17 protein-coding genes are annotated in these 18,798 nt (G+C 42.7%); 5 read left to right on the top strand and 12 right to left on the bottom strand.

Annotated features, from left to right (window positions below):
* The first annotated feature begins 16 nt into the window (after positions 1-16).
* Positions 17-910, top strand: coding sequence for a LysR family transcriptional regulator (locus ACR42H_RS10995; protein ID WP_436376126.1), 894 nt, complete (start codon positions 17-19; stop codon positions 908-910).
* Between the two features lie 49 nt (positions 911-959).
* On the opposite strand, the gene ACR42H_RS10990 is transcribed toward ACR42H_RS10995, so the two are convergent.
* Together ACR42H_RS10990 and ACR42H_RS10985 are read right to left on the bottom strand one after the other, a co-directional pair.
* Entirely contained in the window at positions 960-1,664 is a 705-nt protein-coding gene (locus ACR42H_RS10990) for a gamma-glutamyl-gamma-aminobutyrate hydrolase family protein (protein ID WP_436376124.1), read from the bottom strand.
* 134 nt (positions 1,665-1,798) lie between these two features.
* A complete protein-coding gene (locus ACR42H_RS10985) occupies positions 1,799-3,448 on the bottom strand; it encodes a catalase (RefSeq protein ID WP_436376122.1) in 1,650 nt (549 codons plus the stop codon).
* A 236-nt stretch (positions 3,449-3,684) separates the two neighbouring features.
* Here ACR42H_RS10985 and ACR42H_RS10980 point away from each other — a divergent pair, with 236 nt between their 5' ends.
* From ACR42H_RS10980 to ACR42H_RS10970, 3 genes are all read left to right on the top strand, one after another.
* Complete coding sequence (locus ACR42H_RS10980) at positions 3,685-3,810, top strand: hypothetical protein (protein WP_258549827.1); 126 nt, start codon at positions 3,685-3,687, stop codon at positions 3,808-3,810.
* A gap of 131 nt (positions 3,811-3,941) precedes the next feature.
* Positions 3,942-4,883 carry a nucleoside hydrolase gene (locus ACR42H_RS10975; RefSeq protein ID WP_436376120.1) on the top strand — a complete coding sequence of 314 codons (942 nt, stop codon included), beginning with the start codon at positions 3,942-3,944 and terminating at the stop codon, positions 4,881-4,883.
* Positions 4,884-5,367: 484 nt separating this feature from the next.
* Positions 5,368-5,997 (top strand): hypothetical protein, encoded by a 630-nt coding sequence (locus tag ACR42H_RS10970; RefSeq protein ID WP_436376118.1) that lies wholly within the window; start codon positions 5,368-5,370, stop codon positions 5,995-5,997.
* A 42-nt stretch (positions 5,998-6,039) separates the two neighbouring features.
* On the opposite strand, the gene ACR42H_RS10965 is transcribed toward ACR42H_RS10970, so the two are convergent.
* Both ACR42H_RS10965 and ACR42H_RS10960 read right to left on the bottom strand, forming a co-directional pair.
* A complete protein-coding gene (locus tag ACR42H_RS10965) occupies positions 6,040-6,825 on the bottom strand; it encodes a glucose-1-dehydrogenase (protein WP_436376116.1) in 786 nt (261 codons plus the stop codon).
* 19 nt (positions 6,826-6,844) lie between these two features.
* Positions 6,845-7,699, bottom strand: coding sequence for a GRP family sugar transporter (locus ACR42H_RS10960; protein ID WP_436376114.1), 855 nt, complete (start codon positions 7,697-7,699; stop codon positions 6,845-6,847).
* Between the two features lie 294 nt (positions 7,700-7,993).
* Between ACR42H_RS10960 and sstT the strand changes: the two genes are divergently transcribed.
* Positions 7,994-9,226 (top strand): serine/threonine transporter SstT, encoded by a 1,233-nt coding sequence (gene sstT, locus ACR42H_RS10955; protein ID WP_113884053.1) that lies wholly within the window; start codon positions 7,994-7,996, stop codon positions 9,224-9,226.
* A gap of 116 nt (positions 9,227-9,342) precedes the next feature.
* Here sstT and ACR42H_RS10950 read toward each other — a convergent pair whose 3' ends face one another.
* The 8 genes from ACR42H_RS10950 to ACR42H_RS10915 form a co-directional block, all read right to left on the bottom strand.
* On the bottom strand, positions 9,343-9,738 hold the full coding sequence (locus tag ACR42H_RS10950; RefSeq protein ID WP_113884054.1) for a VOC family protein: 396 nt from the start codon (positions 9,736-9,738) through the stop codon (positions 9,343-9,345).
* 610 nt (positions 9,739-10,348) lie between these two features.
* Entirely contained in the window at positions 10,349-11,800 is a 1,452-nt protein-coding gene (locus ACR42H_RS10945; protein ID WP_436376112.1) for an SLC13 family permease, read from the bottom strand.
* Between the two features lies 1 nt (position 11,801).
* Positions 11,802-12,983 carry a glycerate kinase family protein gene (locus ACR42H_RS10940; protein ID WP_436376110.1) on the bottom strand — a complete coding sequence of 394 codons (1,182 nt, stop codon included), beginning with the start codon at positions 12,981-12,983 and terminating at the stop codon, positions 11,802-11,804.
* 392 nt (positions 12,984-13,375) lie between these two features.
* Complete coding sequence (locus ACR42H_RS10935) at positions 13,376-13,810, bottom strand: SRPBCC family protein (protein WP_436376108.1); 435 nt, start codon at positions 13,808-13,810, stop codon at positions 13,376-13,378.
* 14 nt (positions 13,811-13,824) lie between these two features.
* Positions 13,825-14,601 (bottom strand): SRPBCC domain-containing protein, encoded by a 777-nt coding sequence (locus ACR42H_RS10930; RefSeq protein WP_436376106.1) that lies wholly within the window; start codon positions 14,599-14,601, stop codon positions 13,825-13,827.
* Positions 14,602-14,794: 193 nt separating this feature from the next.
* Complete coding sequence (locus ACR42H_RS10925) at positions 14,795-16,354, bottom strand: hydantoinase/oxoprolinase N-terminal domain-containing protein (RefSeq protein ID WP_436376104.1); 1,560 nt, start codon at positions 16,352-16,354, stop codon at positions 14,795-14,797.
* On the bottom strand, positions 16,354-17,448 hold the full coding sequence (locus ACR42H_RS10920; RefSeq protein ID WP_436376102.1) for a DUF917 domain-containing protein: 1,095 nt from the start codon (positions 17,446-17,448) through the stop codon (positions 16,354-16,356). Before ACR42H_RS10920 ends, ACR42H_RS10925 begins: the two co-directional genes overlap by 1 nt.
* A complete protein-coding gene (locus ACR42H_RS10915) occupies positions 17,445-18,782 on the bottom strand; it encodes a purine-cytosine permease family protein (RefSeq protein ID WP_436376100.1) in 1,338 nt (445 codons plus the stop codon). The genes ACR42H_RS10920 and ACR42H_RS10915 overlap by 4 nt, the downstream gene beginning before the upstream one ends.
* Positions 18,783-18,798 lie beyond the last annotated feature (16 nt).

Raw genomic sequence — 18,798 nt, 5'->3', positions numbered from 1 at the left:
TGAAGGGGTGATATCTTTGGATATACGGCATTTGGAATATTTTGCTGAAGTAGCTCACCACTTAAGCTTCACAAAAGCATCCCAGACCCTGCATGTCACCCAGCCGTCCATCAGCAAAGCCATAAAAAACCTCGAAGGCGAACTGGGAGTGCCGCTTTTTTACCGGTCATCGAAGCAGCTTGAATTAACGGATGCGGGAAAAGCGGTGCTGATCAATGCAAAGAAAGTGCTGGAGGCATTTAAAAACCTGACTTTGGAGTTAACAGATGTTACGGAGCTGAAGAGCGGTGAAATCAAAATTGGCATCCCTCCTATTGTAGGAGCAGCTTTTTTTTCAAAGCTCATCAGCCAATATAAAGAAAAATTCCCATTGATCGAAATTAAATTAACAGAGGTTGGCACAAAGAAAATAAAAAAGGGAGTAGACGATGGAACATTGGATATTGGTCTTATTTGCACAGTGCCTGCACAAGGCAGCAGCTTTGAAATTATTAATGTTTTAAAGGACCCTTTAATGCTCATTGTTCACCGAGAACATCCGCTGGCATCAAAAAGTGAGGTGCACTTTTCACATTTGGCAAATGAGCCCTTTATACTCTACCGGAAAGATTTCACCCTTTACGACCTGATCATTGAGGAATGCTCGAAAAGCGGATTTCAGCCCAATATCGTCTGTGAAAGCTCACAAAAGGACTTCCTGCTGGGGATGGTTGAAGGAAAACTGGGGATCACTATGCTGCCAAGTAAAATCTGTCAGAATATAAACTGCCAGGACCTCGTTGTTCTGCCTATCTCTGAATCTGCTGTAAATTTGGAGCTCGGGATGATCTGGAAAAAGGATAAGTACTTATCGTTTGCAGTGCGGGAGTTTATCGGCGGTGCGGAGAATTTTTTAGAGAAAGGAATATAAAAAGGGCCGTCGCAAAAATGGTAAATTCGACGGTTTTTACCTTTTGGTTTTATTGACTGCAAGCCTTTATAAATGCCTCAAAAATAGCTATGGATGGGTCATCATTCTTTTGTGTCATGCATTCAGGGTGCCACTGTACCCCTAGTACAAAGCTATGATTATTACTCTCAAATGCCTCAATGACTCCATCATTTGCTTCGGCACAGACTTCAAAGTTTTCGGGCATCTTGCGGACAGCCTGATGATGATAGCTGTTTACTTTAAAACTTTGCGCACCAGTGGCTCTGTGCAGAAGAGAATTTCTTTTTACATTCACAAAGTGGGACGCATGCCACCTGGGTGCTTTTTGGGCATGCTGCAAAAGAGGGACTCCCATCTGGGAGTAGATGTCCTGATACATATCACCTCCAGCAGCAATACTGAGGATTTGGCAGCCCCTGCATATGGCTAAAATCGGTTTATCAAGAACCAGCATTTTTTGAATAATGCGAATTTCAAACGTGTCTCTTTCCGGACAGATGCTTCCCAGATTTTGATGGGGTTCTTCACCAAATAGGGTGGGATCGATGTCCCCTCCACCCGTAAGAAGCAGCCCATCCAGCTTTTCAGCTAATTTTTCAATTTTGTCATCTTCCAGAAGATTAGGCACAACAACCGGAACGGCCCCAGCGTTTAATAATGAATGGATATTATCAATTGAAACGGAAAGCTGCAAGTCATCTAAATTTGATGTAACCCCTATGATTGGTTTCATTCGGCACCTCTGGCTATATAGTTTAGGAGATTATTCTACAAAACCAGGAAGAAATCCTACCTGCCTGCAATTAAAAATGGTAAAAAACGAAGTCAAAAAAAGCTGCCCATCTTCTGGACAGCTCTAGCTTCATATTAATATGGATCCGTTTCGCGGCTTTTCTCAACAGCTTCCTTTGCTGCCTGGTTCTCAGCGATCGAACCCTGGCCATATTTTGATCTTCCAGCGTCTCGGCCAGGCACTTGCTCTTCCCCGCTCATTGCCAGCAATTCTTTCATTACTTTCTCGGTTCCTTCCTTCACGCGGCGGCCATAATCTTCATCAGCCTGTGTGAAATGCTCAAACATAGCATCCTGGATACGTTTGTCACATACCGCGAGTGCTTCAGATAGGTTTTTGATTAATTCATCGCGCTCCCAATCTTCAAAGCTCCGGTAGGTATGGCCTGCCTGACCATAATTATTTGGACGATCGATAGGTGCGCTCATGGCTGCAGCATTATAGGTTGGCCGATGCGGTGTGCGCCCTTCTTCAGGTGCTTCCTTGAAGCCGCCCTTCATCGATGGCTCATAGTTAATATGCGGATTTTCTCCCGATTCTTTAGGGTCACGTGTATCCATTTGGCCGCGCTGCTGGTTTGTGCGCACAGGTCCTTTTGGCGCGTTTACCGGCAATTTCAGATAGTTTGCCCCTACGCGATAGCGCTGTGTATCGGAATAAGAGAAAGTCCGGCCCTGCAGCATCTTATCATCGGAAAAATCCATTCCGTCAACAAGTACCCCTGTTCCAAATGCAGCCTGCTCAATATCTGCATGGTAATCCACTGGATTGCGATCTAGCACCATTCGTCCAACAGGCAGCCAAGGAAACTTATCTTCCGGCCATAGCTTCGTATCATCAAGGGGATCAAAATCAAGTTCTGGATGATAATCATCCTCCATAATCTGCACAAAAAGCTCCCATTCCGGATAATCTCCCAGTTTAATCGACTCAAATAAATCCTGTGTGGCATGACCGACATTTTTCGCCTGAATTTCGTTTGCCTCTTCCTGTGTCAGATTGCGGATGCCCTGTTTCGGCTCCCAGTGATATTTCACCAGTACCGCTTCCCCTTTTTCATTCACCCATTTATACGTATTGACTCCGGAGCCTTGCATATGACGGTAAGTAGCGGGAATTCCCCAAGGTGAAAACAGGAATGTAATCATATGTGTGGCCTCAGGTGTCCGGGACACAAAGTCAAACATCCTCTCAGGATTTGACACATTTGAAACAGGATCTGGCTTGAATGCGTGAATCATATCAGGGAATTTCATAGCATCCCGAATAAAGAAAATTTTCAGGTTATTCCCCACTAAATCCCAGTTTCCATCCTCGGTGTACATTTTTACCGCAAAGCCGCGCGGATCACGGGCAGTTTCGGGTGAATCTTTTGCTCCTGCTACAGTAGAAAAGCGTACCATCAATGGCGTCTTCTTTCCTGCACCGGAAAAAACCTTTGCGCGTGTATACTTTTCGACCGGTTCATCCCCAACTTTTCCGTATGTCTCAAAGTAACCGAATGCCCCTGCGCCTCTTGCGTGCACCACACGCTCCGGTACCTCTTCCCTGTCAAAATGGGAGATCTTCTCAATGAAATGGTAATTCTCCAAGGTCGCTGGTCCCCGATTGCCTATCGTGCGGATGTTTTGGTTATCAGTTACAGGGTGCCCCTGCCGAGTCGTCAAGGTCTCACGCTTTACATCTTGATCATTTTCTGGATTCATATCTTTGTTCTCTGCCACATTCAAACCTCCTTAAAGTGAATGACCATATTTTTCCTCTTTTCCAGAAAAATATTCCCGATTTTACCATGAGTGTTATGTATTGGAGATGTTTCCAAAATACAAATACTGCCGATGTTATCGTACCCTGTAAAATGGAAATGAAACCATTATCCCTAAAAGCTCTTCTTTGAATTCGTTCGAATAATGTTCACCCCTTTGTTTAAAAATACTCATGTCCAAAGGGAGGTGTAGACGTGCCGAACCTAAATGATAACAAGTTCAAGAAAATTCAATCGGAAAGCCAGAAGCAGGGTAAAACATATGAAGAATATGCTGCAGAACTGGAAGCGAACAAAATGAAGGCTCAGAAAAGAAAATAGAAAAGAAGACCCGCGCTTTTCCCTTCAGTTTTTAAGGGAACGGGCGCTTTTTATTTTCAGCCCTTTCTTTATCAACATATTAAAAGTCTTTAATGAATATTTTTGTATAAGCAAATAAGGGAGGGGTTCAATTGGTAAAGAGAAACAGAAAAAAGATTTTATTATTTTGTGACCCTGGAATTGACGATTCCTTAGCGATCATTTATACATTGCTGGATCCATATCTTGAACTGGTCGGACTTGTTACAAGCTATGGGAATGTAACTGAGGACCAGGCTACAGCCAATGCTTATTATCTGCTTGATCTGGCTGGACAAAAAAATGTTCCTATTATTCCTGGTGCTGCTCAACCTGTTCAGCAGGAAAAAGTCACGTACTACCCGGATATCCATGGAGCCGAAGGCCTTGGGCCTATCCAGCCCCCATCAGATATGAAATATCAAACCTATCCATTTGATACAATACGTATCCTTATTGAAAAGTATCAAAAAGATTTGATTATTGTTGATACCGGAAGATCAACCAGCTTGGCGACAGCCTTTATACTCTTTGACGAACAGATTAAACAAGTGGGGGCTTTTTATATCATGGGCGGTGCTTTCTTTGTTCCCGGGAACGTTACACCCCTTGCAGAAGCAAACTTTTATGGTGATCCTGCTTCTTCCAATTACGTCTGTAAATTTGCCAATAACCTAACGATTACCCCTTTAAATGTAACAGGATTCGCCTTATTGACCATGGAAACAGTGGAATATGTAACAAATACTGTTGCGAACCCTTTCACTTCGTTATTAAAACCTATATTCGAGTACTATTATAAGGCTTATCAGAAGCTGGTTCCCGGCATTCAAGGAGCACCTATTCACGATCTGCTTACCATCATGATCATCAATAATCCTGCTATAGCAGAATACATTTATTACGACGTAAGTGTCATAGATGGAACTGTAGAGGGAAAGGGTCTATCATACATTGATATCCGGCCAGGAAGTCAGAAGGGAAAGACAAGAATAGCCGTTAAACTTGACTATGAAGGCTTTATCAACGAGTTTATCAGTGTTATGCTTGCTTAAAATTAATGATAGTCTACCGCCGCTTGTCCAGCTGATTGCCTTAGCTGATTTGTATGTCCCTCCTGCAGGTCCGGATCCCTCAGGTATTGAATAGATAAACTCCAGAATTATTGGTAAACCCAATTTCTGCTGCCAGGATTTTGTCCAGCATGATTGTACCCTCATTTAATAATTTGACAATCACTATTCCCCTCTCTGATCTACCATACAATGTAAATGATTTAAAATGGCTCTTTCACCTATATATCGACAGGGGATATTTAATAATTTGTCCGCACCCCGTTCATAGTTTGTTAACATTTAAGTATTACAATAAATTTGTACCGAAACATCATACAGCCCTTTTTCTTTACCCCTTCAGGTCCGGCCCTTATTGAGAGGCCGGATTTTTTTATTTATATCTTTCACCCTCCCAAAAATTTGAGCACTCTCCATGCTACTATTTCCCTTGTAGAGATCAAAATAACTAACTGGAGGAATCAATATGAAACATAGGAAATTGGTAAAATTGGCTGTGGCAGGTTTGGTGTCTGTATTGTTTCTAACTGCGTGCGGTGAAACCGAAAATGTATCAACCAAAAGCAAAACAGAGGAAAATGGCGAGGAGCAAAGTGCGAAGCCTGAGGAGAAGAAAGATGATTCCAAGATCGGCTCCCGCTCCAATCCTATAAAAATAAATGAGATAGCTACGATTGAAACGGTCACCTACGATGATTCATCAAATGAATATAAAACAATAATCGAGCTGTCAGTGGAAGAGGTCCTACGCGGACAGGATGCGCAGCAAAAACTGAAGAAAATGAATGAGTTTAACGAGAATGCACCGGAAGGGTATGAATGGGTTCTTGTAAAAAGCAAAGTAAAGGTTGCCGACTCTGAAACAGAAGACCATCCATTCACCATCGATGGAATCATGAACTTTAAATTTGTCAGTGAGAACGGCGACGTATACAGCGGCGATACTGTCGCTACAGCAGAACCTGATTTTTCTTTTGAAATGTATAAAGGAAACGAGAAGGAAGGGTATATAGCAGGTTTAGTAAAAACAGGCGAGGATGCCAAAATGGAGTATGATTCCTGGGTAGGAAATACAGTGTTTTTTGATTTGAAATAAAACTTCAAAGCCCCTCTCATTATTGAGAAGGGCTTTTTTCCATCATCCTTTTCCCGCCTGGAATCCGGGATATTGTGTCATGCCCCCGTCAGCGTATAATGTCAATCCTGTAACATAGCTAGCTTCTTTGGAAGCCAGCCACACTGCACAAGCTGCGATTTCTTCGGGCTTGCCGATGTAGCCCATAGGAATGAGCTCAAGGACACCTTTTTTCAATTCAGGATCTGAGAATTTTTCATCATTAATCGGTGTATCAATAGCACCAGGGGCAATGCAGTTCACCCTGATCCCGTGCGGAGCAAATTCAAGAGCAAGAGTCTCAGTCATCAATTTGACCCCGCCTTTGCTTGCTGCATAGTGAACAAAATGGGGCCAGGGAATTTCCTGATGAACAGATGACATATTAATGATCGAGCCTTTTATTTTGTTTTCCAGCATATAATCAATAGCTTCCCTGCAGCCTAGAAATTGTCCAGTCAAATTCGTTGAAATAACTTTATTCCAATCCTCCAGGGTGAGTTCTTCAGATGGGACTTCATTTTCGATTCCCGCGTTATTGATCATAACATCGAGAGAATCAAACGTTTTAATTGCATGGGCTATTATTCCTTTAATATCCTCTTCCGTTGTAACATCCCCCTGGATGGCAGAGGCTCTTCCGCCTGCTTTTTCAATTGTTTCTATGATACCCTGTACCTCCTGTTCCTCATTGAAATAATTGATGACTACTTTCGCTTTTTCAGCACCGAATCGCTCCGCCATTGCCTTCCCGAGCCCGGTCGCTCCGCCGGTAATAAGAACAACTTTCCCTTCAAGACTTGGATACATAAGATCCGCTCCCTTATTTTTATTTTTTCGTAAAGCCCAGCAAAACTCCCCCTGCGATAATAAACAAACAGCCCAGGAGAACCATAAACACCTGTTTTTTGCTTTTGCGTTCATTTAAAAAGAAAAGCCCGCCAATGGTCGATATTACAATTCCGGTCTGGGAGAGTGAAAAGCTGGTGGCAACGCCGATTTTCGGCAGTGAAAGCAGCAATCCCAGATTCCCAGTGCTCCAAATCAGGCCCGTAATGATATTCCTTATAGCAAATTTGTTATATGGCTTGCGGCGCAGAGTTATGAGGAATGCTCCTGTTACCATTCCAATTGCCTGCGGCAGAATCGCAGACCAGCCGTCAACATTAAACCAGCGGATTAAAACGACATAGCCCACAAAACCTGCCGTCGATAAAAGCAGTACAAGCAATCCTTTCTTGAGACTTTTTCCCCGTTCCTTGTCATCCCCCTGTTTCAGAGAAGTCAGAACGGCACCGGCAATAATGCAGACCAAAGAGGTAACCCCGATGATAATGCTCATCCTTGTTTCCCATTCTTTAAAAATGAATACCCCAAAGAAAGTTGTTCCAATAAGCTGCAGACCTGTGGACATCGGAGCTGTCTTGGCAACCCCTAAATAGCGGACTGCCCCAAACTGATTTTTCTGCCCGATCGACCAGAACAACCCAGAAATAAAGCCGACTGCCCATACGATATTGGACAAATCCGGCCTCTTGAAAAGATAGACAGCGATGGCAAATATCAGGGCTCCTATTGTCGTACCAAGTGTCTGGCTGTCCTCGTCCCCACCAAGCTTGTTGCTGACAAATACAATGCTGCCCCAGGAAACTGCTGCTATGAGGGCTAGTAGAATTCCTGTCATGGTGTGTACCTCATCTTTCAATTTTATGTACAATTTTAGATTGCGGCTATAGAAAGACTCTTATTCCACAAGCGAAAAAAGTATTGAATTATTTATTATCTTTCCACAAAAATAAACCAGTGAAACCAATAGCATCAGCAATCTATCTTTATAAAAGCTGTTTGACAGATATTTCAATATAATAATTTATCGCACAATTTATAATATTTGTGTTAAACTAACAAATATCACTGTCAAATAACAGTGAAAAGCAATTATTCTCTTTTATATAATAATCACTTCGGAGGGAATTCTATGAAAAACGCAATCAGCAAGTGGAACCAAATAAGCCTGGTCAAAAGAATTCTGCTGGGCATTATCGCAGGTGTCGCCCTGGCTTTGACCATCCCTAAAGCAGCGGGATGGATCACTATCTTCGGCACGCTTTTTGTAGGCGCATTAAAAGCTGTAGCGCCGGTATTGGTATTTTTCCTGGTAATGCACGCCATTTCCAAGCATAGAAGCGGCCATAAGACGAATATGAAATCTATTATCGCCCTTTATGGCTTAAGTACTTTTCTTGCTGGATTTGTCGCAGTAGTTGCTAGCTTTATTTTTCCGGTTACCCTGTCACTTGCTCCCGGAGCTCAGGATGTAACACCTCCTGGAGGGATAGCAGAAGTTCTTAAAACTCTCCTGACTAACGTAGTGGACAACCCGGTCAATGCACTGATCAATGGCAACTATATCGGTATTCTGACTTGGGCGATCCTCCTCGGCATTGCTTTAAGAAAAGCTGCTGATACAACAAAAAACATGCTCGCAAACTTCTCAGATGCCATCTCGACTCTAGTGAAATGGGTGATTAGCTTCGCCCCAATCGGAATCATGGGTCTCGTGTTTGATGCGATAGTCACCAATGGTCTTTCAGCATTGCTTGATTACGGAAAACTGCTTGCAATCCTGCTGGGTTCCATGTTCTTTATTGCTCTTGTTGTGAATCCGCTTATCGTATTCTTAAATATTCGCAGGAACCCATATCCTCTAGTATTTAAATGCCTGAGAGAAAGCGGAATTACAGCATTCTTTACGCGAAGCTCGGCAGCGAACATCCCTGTAAATATGAGCTTATGCGAAAAGCTTGGGCTGGATGAAGATACTTATTCCGTATCCATCCCATTGGGCGCAACGGTTAACATGGCAGGTGCAGCTGTTACGATTTCTATTCTGACTCTTGCAGCTGTCCATACACTTGGCATTCAAGTGGACTTTGCAACTGCCCTTATCCTTAGCTTATTAGCAGCAGTTTCTGCAGCAGGTGCTTCTGGTGTTGCAGGCGGTTCCCTTCTTCTCATCCCTTTAGCAGCCAGCTTATTCGGAATACCGAATGACATCGCGATGCAGGTTGTAGGTGTAGGATTCATCATAGGGGTTCTTCAGGATTCTTGTGAAACGGCCCTTAACTCGTCATCAGATGTTCTATTTACCGCAACTGCTGAATATGCAAAGAAACGCAAAGAAGGAAAAATTGTGAAAATCAGTGCCTGATAACAAAATAAAGGAGTCAGTCCTTTGACTGGCTCCTCAACAAAAAAGCCCTCTCGATGGAGAAGGCTTTTTTCAATTATGTATTTTTCCATTTGATGCTATAAGTTTAGATAGACTTACTTGGCATTTGCATCCGGCTGGTGAATTCCGAAAATATTCCCTTCTGTATCCTTATAGTAACCCTGCCAAGCCATTCCAGGAAGAGCATACTTCGGCAATGCGACAGTGCCGCCATTCTCAATGATTCTGGCTTCAGCTGCATCATAGTCCTCCACACCCATCGTGCAGGCATATCCGTTTAACGCTTGATTAGCTTCTGGAGGAGGTCCCTGCCTTTGCATCAGAGCTCCGTTAATGCCCAGCTCTTCTTCATTTCCAGTCACTGCTCCATAATAAGGCATTCCGGCATACTCACTCCAATCCTGAAATGACCATCCGAATACTTCGCCATAAAACTTCTTGGCGCGCTCCATGTCGTCCACATGAACTTCAAAATGCACTAATCTGCCCATAGTCTCCTCCTTCGAATTACGTAATCGCTTACAAATCTATTATAATGCTTATGGAAAAAAGTACAAGGCGCCTTCTTATCCTCCTATTTCTCTTGCTGAATTCCTTTTTTCTGAAAATAAACAAAAAGATCCGTTTACCAAAATTAATACGGGTGATTCAGAGATATAGGTTAGATACAAGTGAAAATAGACGGTTCCTATTGGCAGGATAAACAATTCAAATAGGAAAAAGGCATACGCTAGAAACATAGCAATCAAAATTTATTTTTAAACACCATTGGCATAAAATCAAATACAGCACCGGAACTAAAGCAAGTAACGCTCTCTGATGGTATCAGTTCAGGTGATTTTTTCCTCTCCTGTATAAACCCGACACGATTACAAGTTGATAATAAGAAGCGAACCGAACCAAAATCTCATACGCTGCTCCTCCTTGGGTCTATACTGCCCCGCCAAAGAGAGGAGAAGAAGAAAATTCACAGCTTCCTCTTCCACATTTTTAGTTAATAATCATATAGAGGGCATCTGTTAAAAAGAGCTTTCTTGATACATTCAGCCCTGCTAGTTTAATTGCTTCTTCCATTTGACATGAAGCAATTTAGGATTTCAGTCAATATAGACTCATCCCCGTCCACTGCCAATAAGTACAATAGAAAATAACAGCAATGGCAATGTACAGCGGCATTAGGATAGCACTTAACCTGGCTAAAATACCTGCATCATAACTTAATTCATCATCTTCATAAAAAAGGAGCAGTGCCTTAGAACTTACTGGAAAAGTGATGCAATAGTTCATGCCTATTAAACTGATAAAGACGGCTGCGTGCGGATTCATTCCCATTGACTGGCTAAACAGAATGATACCTGGAACCAAAACAATGGCCCTTGTTGTATGGGATGTAATGTATAAATGGCTGGTGACGGTGATGATAAGAATCACTGCTGCCATAATCCAATCCGGAGCATCAGTGAAGATTTGAAGGAAGCCTGTAATCTTTCCTTCCATCCAATCGACCACACCATTTACAACAAGAATTTTTCCTAGTGCGGCAGCGGCTGCAACAAAAAGAATCAAATTCCAAGAAACTGCTTTAACCCCCTGTTTCCAGGTAATTACCCCAATTTTCGGCATGGTCAGCGCAATTGCCCCAATCATGGAAACAAATGCAAGATCATATCCATGGAAACTATCAGTCATCCATCCTATGATCAGAAGAGAAACCATTATTAGAGTTTTAATTTCCGCTCCTGTAAGCATTCGAGCTCGCGTATCCTGTATATTATGTATAACAGGTGATTCTTCCAAATCCTTATCGCCCCTCATCATCCGCTTAACGGTTATTGAGCTCACGATTGTCATAATCAATGCAAAAGGCAGTCCCCACATTAGCCACTGCAAATAGGAGATGGATTGGCCAGCCGCAGTTTCCAAAAGCCCAACACCAATAACATGGGAACCAGCACCAATAAGTGCTGCCGATGTACTCATTAAAATGACGATTGGCATTGTGATTGTAAGAATTTTTTTCTCTTTTGCTGTCAGCCTGCTTGCCAGATGAATGATGAGCGGCCTTGCCATGGCAGCTCGGGCGGATGTTGAAGGAATAATAAAAACAGAAGCGAAAAGAAAGGATATCATACCCCTTCTCAGCTTTGCCGGCGTCCGGCTTTTTCCTAGGGTAAACTGAATAAACCGTTCGGTTAAACCTGATTGTTCAACAGCCTCCCCAATGATAAATGCCCCGACCATCAGCCATACCACTTCCTCCGAAAGGGACAGGTATAATAGCTCCTGGCTCGCTCCTTTCATTAAAATGATGAATACTACACTGGCAAGTGCAATGAATCCAGCAGGGAGTTTTGTTGAAACCCATAGTGTCACAGCGGAGAGAAAAATGAAAATCGATAACTTTGCTTTATAATCAACCCCATCAACGAAGGCAATTAACAGAAAAAAGATGACATGGGCGCTGATTATGGCCAGGCTTCTCCCGGAAATACGGTCTATAAGCATAAATGATGGATGGCCGGATTGCCCATGCTTTTCCATTCTAGTCTGCATATTAGACAGCCCCTTCATTGACCCGGCTTCTGGAGGCCATTTTATAGCCAATGTCCACTTGCCGCATGACTGATTCTGTACTGTCCTCAATCCACTGAGGAGCATACAGAATTGCTTTTTCCAGAGATGTCGGCTTTGGAATAATGCTTAAAAAAGCATCAATGCCGGCATCATAATTCAATGATGCCCCTTTTCCAACCGTACCTGTGATGGCTATGACGGGTATATCGTATTTTTTGGCAATTCGGGCGACCTCAGTCGGTATTTTTCCATTTGGAGTCTGGAAATCGATGCTCCCTTCCGCTGTCAGCACGATGTCAGCGGTAGCAATTTTTTCCTCTATTTTTATGTATTTTCTTATAAGGCTGAAACGTGGATGAAGCACTGCGCCAGCAAATGCAGCCAAACCTGCCCCGAGCCCCCCTGAGGCACCGCTTCCCTCGAGGTATCTGACATCAAACCTATAACTTTCTTCTATAAGATTCGCATAGTGCTCCATTGCTTCAGATAATATTATTACCTGCTCTTTGGTTGCACCCTTTTGCGGGCCAAATATCCTCGCTACTCCATTGTCCCCGCATAAAACATTTTTCCAATTGCAGGCCACGTCAATTTCTATTTGTCTGACTCGCTTGTCCATGCCTGAGTCATCGATTTGCATTATTCTTAATAAATCAGCACCTCCCTTTATTTCGGCCACATTCCCATCACCATCCAAAAATCGGACACCAAGTGCCTGAGCCATCCCTGCCCCCCCATCTGAAGTGCCGGAGTCGCCGCAGCCGATCAAAATACGGTCAGCTCCAAAATCCAAAGCAGCAAGTATCAGTTCCCCTACCCCATAAGTAGTCGTCAGTAAAGGATTGCGCTCCTGCAGCGGAACATGCTTCAGACCTGCCACTGCAGCCATCTCGATAACAGCAGTCTTTTCACCATTCTCTGCAAAAATGCCGAAATGGGCATTTACCTTTTTGCCGACAGGACCGGTCGCATCCACGTAAATCAAATGTCCGCCTTTTAATCTCGTAATGGTTTTAGCAAACCCTTCTCCGCCATCAATCATAGGAATTATTTCAATGTCGGCTGCCCCGTTATAACGCTGCGCTCCCCTTTCCATCGCCAATGCCACATCCTCCGCATCCAGGCACTCTTTAAAACCTGACGGTACAATCACAATCTTCATTTTGTCTTCCTCCTAAATAAGTTAGTAATTGTAATGTACCTTCCAAAAACTAGAATTCTTTTAAAATATCATTAAAAAATGATGAGAATGGTGCTGCCCTTATCTGCTAAAAGGAGCATCTCCTATAAATTCAGTTTTATAAAAAAGGGGAACATAACCAAAATAAGCCGCCCTAAATAGGGCGGCTTATTTTGGTTTGATAGGGATTGGACGGTTTAATAATTGCTAATTGAATAATGAGGCATTAGTGTCGCCATACGCATACTTTAAGGTGAAAACTGCGGCTTATTAATAAGGTGCCTAGCACTTTAAACAGCCTTTTTAAAGCTGCATAGGGCATACACCTTATGTAAACTCACAGAAAAACCTTCCTGCCGGATGGATGATAAAAATTATTTTTCAAGTATGGCTTTGATTTTTTTCAAATCCTTCATATTTGCTCTTCTTATCATCGGTTCCATCAATGGAGACATGACCTTATTAAAGCCTTTTGGGTTTCCTTTATTTCTTAATGTCATGCGGGTATGGTTCTCTTCGATCGCTTGCCATGTATAGATAGTCTCCATTGGAAATGGGCCATTTGCAGTTTTCATTACCAATATTTCATCTGGAATATAATCAGTAATTTCGTAAACATAAGCAAGTTCCCGGCCAAGAAACTTCGCTCTAAAAGCAATCTGTGATCCTAGTTGAAGCGGTTTTGGTGTCTTCCACTCAACAGCATGAATATTGACATACCATTCAGGAGCATGATCGGGATTTGAAGCATACTCTGACACTTGTGAAACAGGACAATTAATTGTTATTTCTGTGATTACATCTACCATCTTGTCCTCCAGAATTAGTTAGATTCTACGTATTTTTTTAGCAGGGTTCCAAGCAGGTATTCCCATCCCTTGGAATGCTCCTCTTCCCATTGCTCCTGAATAACACCAGACGCTGTATGGGAAAGCTGCAGCAGCGTCACTTCTTCTTTCTCAAGAAGACGATACGTATAGGCACTATTTACCGCTCCATGCATGCCAAGATGGCCGTGCAGCCTTATTTCTTCAGGAGCATTCACATAGTATACATTCCCCCAGACTGCGCCTTCTTTTTCACCCCATTTTTCGGTAAATTGTCCGCCTGGAACAGGCTCAAACGTAAAGTGGGATGTTACTCCTTTTGGAGCTATGCGAAACTCCCACCACTCTTCCACCTTTTCGGTTAATGCCCTAAATACCTCATCTCGTGGTGCATCAAGAAATATCTCCTGTTCAATGCGAAACTCCTTTGCTGAATCCATCGGTTTGTCTCCTCCTTTATCTTGAACGGCCCTCCGTAAATTCAACAGCGAGCTGGCTGCGGATTGCATGTATTTACCTACCCAGCGCTCATGCATTTCCTGAAGGGGCACTGCATTAAGAAAATGCCTTTTATATTTTCCTTCTCTCCGCACCAAAACTAAATGGCCTTCCTCTAAAATTTTTAGATGCTTCATAATGGCATACCTTGTGACTTCAGGAAAATGCTCGTTTAGTTCTCCGGTCGTTCTTGGCGATATTTTAAGAATATCGAGAATTTCCCTGCGGATTGGATGTCCCAGTGCCTTAAAAACGGTGGATAGCTCGTCGCTCATTACATCGGCCCTTTCGTTATGAATGAAAGTTTAACATGTGACCAAATGGTAACACATCTTACATGTTACCACATGGTAACATATCGGCTGTCACTGGTCAAGGATTGGTTTATGATGATCAACTAATTTTCTAATCCAATTAAAAGAGATGCTCTGTATTAGAACATCTCTTCAAACTTACTCATTATTTTAATTACATAAGTGCTAAAGGCCCCGCTGCTTTTGCACGGATTTTTGTGGCATTCCCTGGCAGATAGGCAAGAGGAACATCTTCAAAGTCTACAATGAATAACTTTTCCGGGTCTGCACCTGCTATTATCGCTTCTTGACGCGCCATTTCCTTGGCTGCTTCAAGTGTTTTCTCTCTTCCTAGCTCATCGACAGAGAAGACTTTTTCAATTTGCCCGCTGACTTGAGCTATTGCAGATCCTATGGCATTAGCGACACCGGAATTTTGAGGCTTAATGACTTCTGAAGCCCCGTTCAGTTCTCCAGGCAATAGGACGCTCCCACCCCCAACCAGAATGACGGGCACAGGTTCGTTACTGGTTTTCATCTTATCAATGGTTTCTTCAACCATTCCAACCATTCTTTCATAAATTCTCTTTAGTAAACTTTGTTCTAAATGAGCGACATGCTTCACATCTCCTATTTTTGCTTTACCCAAAGCAACGGCAATATCTGTTGCCGTTAACGTATCCCCGCCAAAAACAAGACTTTTCTCCCGAAGCAGATATCCAACACTATCTGGCCCAATTTGGAACTTCCCATCTTCCTGAAGCCGGATAATCGTACCGCCTCCAAGCCCAATCGATACGATATCCGGCATACGGAAGTTTGTTCTCACTCCCCCAAGCTCCACCGCTAATGAGGATTGACGCGGGAAGAAGTCGACCAGTACCCCAACATCTGTGGTTGTTCCACCAACGTCCACCACAATAGAATCTGCTCGATCTGTTAGGTATGAAGCCCCCCGCAGACTATTCGTAGGCCCGCAAGCAATCGTTAAAATTGGGTATTTCACCGTATATTCTACTGACATTAACGTTCCATCATTTTGTCCAAAGAAAACTTTAGCGTGAATCCCCTCTTTTTCCAGTGCATTTACAAATCCTTGAGCCGTTGTCCTGGCTACGTCTACAATGGCTGCATTGAGTATGGTTGCATTTTCCCTTTCCAGTAACCCGACACTGCCAATTTCATGAGATAAAGAGAGAGGGACATCTTCACCAACAACCTCACGAAGAATAGAGGATGCTCTTTTTTCATGTTCACTAGATACGGGTGAAAATACAGATGTGATCGCAATGGAGTCCACTTTTCCTCTGAGATCTTTTCCAATATCGTATATGTGCTGTTCATCTAATTCTACAATTTCACGACCATCGAACTCATGACCCCCTCGAACCATAAACACATGCTTGCCCAGTATTTCTCGAAGATCATCTGGTACACCTACTAATGGTTTTATCGCTAAAGTTGCTGGTGCACCTATACGGATGACGGCTACTTTATTTAGCCGTTTTCTTTCTACAATCGCATTCGTACAATGAGTGGTACCTAACATCGCATACTTAATATTTTCAACAGGTACCTTAGATACTTCCACAACTTCCCTCATGGCCTGATAAATTCCACTGCTCACATCATCTGTTGTAGGTGATTTTACTTCAGCAACTACTCTAAAGTGTTCATCCAGGAGAACTGCATCTGTATGAGTACCGCCTACGTCAATTCCAATACGATAATTCATTATTTTCGTACCTCCTTACCCATCAGCTGCTCAATAGGATTAAAATCCAAGTCATAACCAAAATAACGGGGACCGGCAACTTCTATTCCTTTTTTCGTGCGCCATTTTTGGTCACATGGTATGCCAATAATCACACAGCGAGCCCCATATCGTAACCCTTCTGTCGTAATCGGCAACCCGGTTTCTGAATCAAGTACGGCTATTAAGTCTGGTGTAACGCAGAGAATCTCTTCATCTGTTTTTGCAAGAAGATGTTCGTTTTGAAAATGAAGGAAGCATTCATTAGACTTATAATCACCTAACCCTTCAATGGTCGCCTTCCCCTTCGCAAACCCTTCCTGTGTCCTGCGATTAATGTCCGAAACCTTCCCGTTGAATAATTTATAGCCTTTTGTTATTTTAAGAACTTCATCAATGGGGTTCAGGTTATTAATCTTTGCATTACGAATGGTTCTTCCAATTTCCTCTTCGTATGTTAATGAATGATGAATGGCTGATTGCTTGACCGTTTTCCCGTCCATCGGATATATGGCTAACATGACCGATCCACCCATTTCAATCGTAGCAGACCGCGCAATTCTCTCTGCCCAAACACTATTTATAGTGTTTAGAAGAATATCATTTCCTTTTTCGTCTGACAGAACCATCGGAGTTGCCGAGACACCATCCAGATAGAACGTTACCATTTGCAGCTCAGGGAAAGCGCGTCCCATACCGTCCGCATCAACAACAGGCAAACCTAATCTTGCAGCTAAAGCAAGAGGCAGCAGAGAGTTTACCCCTCCTGCTTCAATTGGCATGGTGGCATATACATCTTTCCCCATGTATTCTCTAATTGTTTCAAAAGAAGAAAGGGCCTCTTCTCCACTTGGCACTTTTTCAACCATTACAGTTGGTGCACCCATCATAGCTGATGGGACTACAAGAGCATCATCCGGTATCTCATCTGGACTTAATAGTTTAATAGGACCATATTCTTCAATTGCCTGAAGGGCCATTAATTTCCCAATATAAGGGTCCCCTCCTCCGCCAGTACCTAAGAGGGCAGCTCCGATCGCAATGTTTTCGATTTCTTCTTTACCGATATATCTCATCCTAGAATCCTCCTTTGAGTATCTTCCTGGTGTTCTTTCTCCTTATTTTTTTTAACACTGCTTGCCAATAATTGAAGAACAAACGCCACTAGAAAAGCATCCAATCCTGAAGCGCCAGTTATCGAGAATAGCCCGAACCCATTCGGGCTTGGTGTTGTTATAAAAGCAGCTAATGAGGCAATTAGCCAGATTATGATTGAAATTGGGTTTACATTTGGTACATTTGCTAAATTTTCATAGTTAAATTTTTTGCTGTTTAATAAGAAACTCCCGACATATATTCCGCCTATTGGTGGGATGAGTGCGCTTAAAAAGACTAGAAAAGGAATGAAACTATCATATATCCCTGCTACAGCCATCAAAGTCCCAATAAAACCGGCAGTTATGGTTAACACATATTTAGGCACCTTTTTAAAAACAACTGAAAAACCCAATGCTGAGGAGTATAGATTGTTATCATTTGTTGTCCATTGGGCTAAGATCAGAATTAACATGGCAGAGGTGCCCCATCCCAAACCTAGCATGATTGCAACAATATCCACTTCTGCTGTCGCTTTTGCCAGAATCGCTGCAATGATCAGGACTACACTAAACCCGCCAAAAAAGCCAACAAATGAAGAAATCACAGCATCCTTTACAGAACGGGCATACCGGGATATATCAGGACCAATAATTGCTCCAGTTGCCAGAGATCCAATAATAAGAGAAATGGAGAGTCCGATTGTCAAAGGTTCACCTATAATAGAAGTCTCTAAAACTTCTTTAAGTGACCTTTCATTAATAACTTTAATGAGTGAAGCCACTAACAAAATTCCCAGTAATGGAACTGATACAATACTTAACTTTTCGATAGCCTTGTAACCGATAAACGCAGTAGACGTCATTAGTATCCCGCCAACAACAATAAGGATTTTAGGATGGACACTAACGCTGAAGACATCTCTAATCACGTTATGTAAAGTTGAACCAAATAAATCAAGCTGGACCCCGAACCACCCAAACAAAGCAATCGCAATTATGATGGAGACAGCATAGGAGCCATACCTTCCTAAAGCAAACATAGAAACTAAAGGTGTCGATAAACCAGTCTTTGCCCCTACCACACTGCAAAGAGCACTTAATATTGCAAGCAGAAAACACCCAATGAAGGAGGCGATAATTGCTTCATTAAATGGCAGCCCAGAACCAAGCGCTCCACCAAGAGCGGTTGCTGATAATGCAATGATACCTCCTAGCCACACCAAGGATAATCGTCCCCATCCTTTCCGCTGATCCTGCGGTACTGGTTCACGTTCATAATCTTTTACTAAAGGCTGCTTATTCCTATCACTCAATTTCCATACTCCCCCT

This window comes from Cytobacillus sp. BC1816, from assembly GCF_051353635.1.
GTDB lineage: Bacteria > Bacillota > Bacilli > Bacillales > Cytobacillaceae > Cytobacillus > Cytobacillus oceanisediminis_C.
Note: the sequence above shows the minus strand (reverse complement) of the source record. Positions and strands in the feature narration are given on the sequence as shown.

Excerpts from the sequence above, each read along its gene's own strand:
- ACR42H_RS10950 (WP_113884054.1), bottom strand. The coding sequence starts at position 9,738 with ATGGGCAGATTAGTGCATTTTGAAGTTCATGTGGACGACATGGAGCGC.
- sstT (WP_113884053.1), top strand. The coding sequence starts at position 7,994 with ATGAAAAACGCAATCAGCAAGTGGAACCAAATAAGCCTGGTCAAAAGA.
- ACR42H_RS10930 (WP_436376106.1), bottom strand. The coding sequence starts at position 14,601 with ATGAGCGACGAGCTATCCACCGTTTTTAAGGCACTGGGACATCCAATC.
- ACR42H_RS10925 (WP_436376104.1), bottom strand. The coding sequence starts at position 16,354 with ATGAATTATCGTATTGGAATTGACGTAGGCGGTACTCATACAGATGCA.
- ACR42H_RS10940 (WP_436376110.1), bottom strand. The coding sequence starts at position 12,983 with ATGAAGATTGTGATTGTACCGTCAGGTTTTAAAGAGTGCCTGGATGCG.
- ACR42H_RS10935 (WP_436376108.1), bottom strand. The coding sequence starts at position 13,810 with ATGGTAGATGTAATCACAGAAATAACAATTAATTGTCCTGTTTCACAA.
- ACR42H_RS10970 (WP_436376118.1), top strand. The coding sequence starts at position 5,368 with ATGAAACATAGGAAATTGGTAAAATTGGCTGTGGCAGGTTTGGTGTCT.
- ACR42H_RS10990 (WP_436376124.1), bottom strand. The coding sequence starts at position 1,664 with ATGAAACCAATCATAGGGGTTACATCAAATTTAGATGACTTGCAGCTT.
- ACR42H_RS10920 (WP_436376102.1), bottom strand. The coding sequence starts at position 17,448 with ATGAGATATATCGGTAAAGAAGAAATCGAAAACATTGCGATCGGAGCT.
- ACR42H_RS10965 (WP_436376116.1), bottom strand. The coding sequence starts at position 6,825 with ATGTATCCAAGTCTTGAAGGGAAAGTTGTTCTTATTACCGGCGGAGCG.
- ACR42H_RS10945 (WP_436376112.1), bottom strand. The coding sequence starts at position 11,800 with ATGCAGACTAGAATGGAAAAGCATGGGCAATCCGGCCATCCATCATTT.
- ACR42H_RS10960 (WP_436376114.1), bottom strand. The coding sequence starts at position 7,699 with ATGACAGGAATTCTACTAGCCCTCATAGCAGCAGTTTCCTGGGGCAGC.